Origin of the sequence: Arcobacter sp. s6 (assembly GCF_040884245.1) — a bacterium.
Lineage (GTDB): Bacteria > Campylobacterota > Campylobacteria > Campylobacterales > Arcobacteraceae > Aliarcobacter.
In genome coordinates, this window is record NZ_JBEVTN010000029.1 from 1 (window position 1) to 4,804 (window position 4,804).

The window sequence follows — 4,804 nt, forward strand, 5'->3', positions numbered from 1 at the left end:
AAGTCCCGTTCCATTTTGACTGTAGTCATCTTTTTTTATTTGCTCAAAGGGTTTGAATATTTTTTTGAGATTATATTTATCTATTCCAATTCCTGTATCTTTTACTTCAAAAAATAGCTTTCCACTTTGCTCGTAAATGTTTAAAGAAATATCACCTTTTTTTGTAAATTTCAATGAATTTCCTAGTAGATTTATAAGAATTTGTTTTAATCTTTGTTCATCTGCTTTTATAATATTTGGAATATTTGCATTTACATTTAAATTAAACTTCAAATCTTTTGATTCACATCTAAAAGCAAACATTGATTCTATATCTTTTATTAGTTCATAAAATTCAAAAGTTTTAGGAACTAATTCTATTTTTCCAGCCTCAATTTTTGAAAGTTCTAGTATTTCATTTATGATATTTAAAAGATGATTTCCACTTCTATTTATAACTTCAAGATTTTTCTTTTCTTGTTCATTTATATTTGAAGATTTTTTAAGCAGATTTGCAAATCCTAAAATTGCGTTTAATGGGGTTCTTAGTTCATGACTCATACGAGCTAGAAAAATTGATTTTGCTTTATTTGCACTAGTGGCTTCTTCCATTGAAACTTTGATTTGTTGCTCACTTGAAATTAACTTCTGTGTATTATCTTTGAAAATTTGAACAGCTCCAATCATATCTCCTAGCTCATCTTCATATTTGTTACTTTCTAACTCTACACTCATATCATTTGATGAAAGTTTTAGCATCACACTTCTTAAAAACTCTATAGGATAAACAATTCTAAATAGAATGATGAAAAATGACATTAAGAAAAAAACTACAGAAAATAAAACCACAACATTTACATAAAATTCTTGCTCTTTTACCATAGCTCTTGCTTCATCAACTTTCTGTTTTGTTCTACTTTCAAAAGCTTTATAAAAGTTATCAAGAGGTTCCATAATTCTTTTTTTTGCTTCATGATATTCATCAGAATGCATAAGTTCTCTTGCAAATTTAAAATCAGGTTTTCCTCTTACTGTATAGTTTCCATCTTTATCTTGAAAGATTCCTTTTACTGCATTCATAGCTTTATGCTCAAGGTTTGTTAATTCATCTGATTCTTTTTTAGATTTGAATAATAAATTTAACTCAGAGTCTGTAAAGTTAGCTTTTTCCATAAGCTCTTTTATTGATATTTGCTCCCCATCTAAAACAGGTTCTTCATCACCTAAAGTATAAAAATCCCAGAAAATTCCATTGTATCTTGAAGGCCTTTGTTTTTCACCATTTCTTATATCAAAGACAGTTTTAAATTGTTTTTCAAATTTTGAATTTCCTGTTATTACATAAGTTCTAGCCATTCTAGTCAAATCATCACTACTTTGTCTTAACTCTTGTGCAAGAACAAGTGATTTATACTGCATTTTATATGCATCTTCTAGTTGAATAGTAGCTTTTTGGTATTTATTTACAATTACTGCTACAAAAATAAATGAAACTGTATTTAAAATAAACAACAACATAAAAAGTCTTTTTAAATTCACGTATAAACCTCATTTTAGTTTTACTTTCTTTATTCTATAATCTTAACAAAAAGTAAAATAAAAAAAGTAGCTTAATGGATAAAAAATATACAGTATTAATAATTGATGATAAGAAAGAAAATTTAAAATATCTTAATGAGATTTTGAAAGAAGAAAATTATAATATAAAAGCTTCAACAAATGCAATATTTGCAATTAACTCTTCAAAAATAAATCCACCTCAGCTAATTCTTCTTGATATAAAAATGCCCGATTTAAATGGTTTTGAAGTATGTAACTTACTTAAAAAAGAGGATAATCTAAAAGAAGTACCTATTATTTTTATATCTGCATTAGATGATCTTGAAAGTAAAGTAAAAGCTTTAAATATTGGTGGAGTTGATTATATTACGAAACCTTTTGAAAAAGAAGAAGTAAAAGCTAGAATTAAAACTCAACTAAAACTTTTTGAAAGTAAGCAAACTATCTCAAAACTTTTGGAGCAACAAGATTTTTTTCTAAAAAAAATCATCCATGAAATGAATACTCCACTTAGCATTATTTCTTTAAATGTTGATAATTTAGAATCTCTTTTAGGACCAAAAGAACAGTTTGAGACAATAAAAGCTTCTAGTAAATCTTTATCTTCAATTTACAATGATTTATACTATTTAAGTAAAAAAGAAAAGAGAGTATCAGAACCTATAAATATAAATCTAGTGAGATTTTTATCTTCAAGAATAGCTTTTTTTGATGAAATGGCAAATGTAAAAAATATAGATATATCATTAGATATACATAATGAGTTTAATATTTTTTTAGATTCTTATGAATTAGAAAGAGTAATAGATAATACCCTCTCAAATGCAATTAAATATGGATTTGAAGATTCAAATATAGATATTATTTTAGATATACAAGAAGATATTTATAGACTTGAAATAAAAAATGAAGGAACACAAATAGCAAATACAAAAACAATTTTTGATGCATATTATCAACAAAAAGAAAAAAATATAGGTTTTGGTTTAGGTTTAAGTATAGTAAAAGATATTTGCTCTAAATATGAAATAAATATAAATGTAACTTCAGTAGATAATAAAACTTCATTTTCTTATATATTTCCAGAAAACTTAATAATCAAAGAAGAAATATTATGAAAATATTTTTACTTGAAGATGATTTTGCTTTAAATAAAATAGTAAAACTCTCTTTACAAAATAGAGGTTTTTTTGTAGATAGTTTTACAGATGGTTATAAAGCTATAGAAGTAATAATCAATAGTAAATATGATTTATATATTTTAGACTTAAATGTTCTAGGATTTGATGGACATAAGGTTTTGGAGTTTATTAGAAAAGATGATTTAAATGTTCCTATTATTATGATAAGTGCTGAAATTGACATAGAAAATATAAAAAAATCCTATGCTCTTGGATGTAATGATTATATAAAAAAACCCTTTGATTTTGAAGAATTATTTTTACGAATTCAATACCATCTAAGTCATATAAAAAAAGATGAAAACAATGATTTACTTGTGGATTTAGGATATGACTTTTTCTTTAATACAATTGAACAAACTTTACATAAATCAAAACATGAAATAGAACTAACAAGTAAAGAAAAACTACTTTTAAGTCTACTTGTAAAAAATATAAATAGTACAGTTACAAATGAAATGATTCATGAATATGTATGGGATAGTAAAGAAATGGAAGCTGTAAGTATGAGAACAATTATTCATAAACTAAAGAAAAAATTAAAGAATGGAATGATTATAAACCTAAGAGGAATTGGCTATAAATTAATTAGATAATTTGACTTAACTAATGGGAAAAGCTTAAAAGCTTTCCCACTCATCATTTGAAACTTGAGATTTAACGGTCTCTTTACAGGAGCTGTTGTTGTTATAGGTTTTGGTGATTTTGCAGGTGCAATTTCTTTTTTCGTCTCTTTTTGATGTTGATTAGCTTTCATACTTTTTGCTTTTACTTCATTTTTTCCAGCAAATTCTTTCGTATTTGCATCACTTACAATTAGTTTTGCGATTTCATCTGTTAATACTGCAATATCATGTGTTTGAGATGAAACTGCTGCATTTTTTTGTGTTTGTTGGTCTAATTGATTTACAGCATCATTTATTTGTTCTATTCCTGATAATTGTTCTTTACTTGACATTTCTATATCTTGGATTAAATTGATTGTTTGTGAGATATTTTCATTTAGTTCTTTATATCCACTAATCATATTATTAGCTATATCTTTCCCTTGATTTGCTTTTTTAGTTGCGTTTTCTACTATTGCTTTTATCTCACGTGCAGCTTCTGCACTTCTTGAAGCTAGGTTTCGCACTTCAGCTGCAACTACTGCAAATCCTCGTCCTGCTTCTCCAGCAGTTGCAGCTTCTACAGCTGCATTTAATGAAAGAATATTTGTTTGAAATGCAATTTGATCAATTACTGTGATTGATTCATTTATCAGATTAACTTGTGCATTTATTTCATCCATTGATTGAGTTGTTTGGTTTGCTAATTTTTCACCTTCTGAAGCTGCTTTTGTTACGCCATTTGAGAAAGTAGCCATTTTTGCTATATTTTGAGTATTATTTCTTATATTTGATGTTATTTCTTCTATAGCTGCTGCTGTTTCTTCTAAGCTCGATGCCGCTTCATTTGAACTGATATTTAATTTCTCAACATTTACTAATAATATATCTGAACTCTCATCTAATGTTAAACCATTTATTTTATTTTCTATTAACATTCCTGTAATTGAATCACCTAAAGTATTTACACCATTTGCTAATTTTAGAAGTTGTTCAGTTAAACCTTTTTGATCAATTTTATTCAAATATTTATAGTTACTATATTGCTCTAATATATTAAGAACATTATTTATATTTTTTTCTAAATTTGAAGCCATATTATTTAATACATCTTTTAATTGCATTAAAGATGGATTTGAAACATTCATATTTAATCTTTGACTTAAATCACCTTTTTCAAACTTAGCTAAAACTGCAATTGTTTCATCTATAACTTTTCTATCATCTTCAATACTTCTTTCAGTTTTTTTGATGTTATCATTTACAACTTTTGCCATCATTCCAAATTCATCTTTAGTATCAAGCTCAATTAATTTAACACTTGCAGATTCTCTATTTAAATATGCAAAAAAGCTAATCAATCCTTCTTGTACATTTTTTAAAGAACTAGTTATTGATTTAGTAACTCAACTTTCGCACATAAAAAAATCATCAATTTCTTATGTATAAAAGCTTTATAAAGCCCATAAATAGACACTT

The 4,804-nt window shown here is 25.9% G+C and carries 3 protein-coding genes and 1 pseudogene; 2 read left to right on the forward strand and 2 right to left on the reverse strand.

Annotated features, from left to right (window positions below; translation table 11 throughout):
* On the reverse strand, positions 1–1,497 hold a 1,497-nt coding region (locus ABVS04_RS14715; RefSeq protein ID WP_368031535.1), incomplete at its 3' end, for a sensor histidine kinase.
* 95 nt (positions 1,498–1,592) lie between these two features.
* Here ABVS04_RS14715 and ABVS04_RS14720 point away from each other — a divergent pair.
* Positions 1,593–2,657 (forward strand): hybrid sensor histidine kinase/response regulator, encoded by a 1,065-nt coding sequence (locus tag ABVS04_RS14720; protein WP_368031536.1) that lies wholly within the window; start codon positions 1,593–1,595, stop codon positions 2,655–2,657.
* Positions 2,654–3,316 (forward strand): response regulator transcription factor, encoded by a 663-nt coding sequence (locus ABVS04_RS14725; RefSeq protein WP_368031537.1) that lies wholly within the window; start codon positions 2,654–2,656, stop codon positions 3,314–3,316. The genes ABVS04_RS14720 and ABVS04_RS14725 overlap by 4 nt, the downstream gene beginning before the upstream one ends.
* 155 nt (positions 3,317–3,471) lie before the next feature.
* On the opposite strand, the pseudogene ABVS04_RS14730 reads toward ABVS04_RS14725, so the two are convergent.
* A pseudogene (locus ABVS04_RS14730) lies at positions 3,472–4,731 on the reverse strand (methyl-accepting chemotaxis protein); the annotation flags it as partial.
* Between the last annotated feature and the right edge of the window lie 73 nt (positions 4,732–4,804).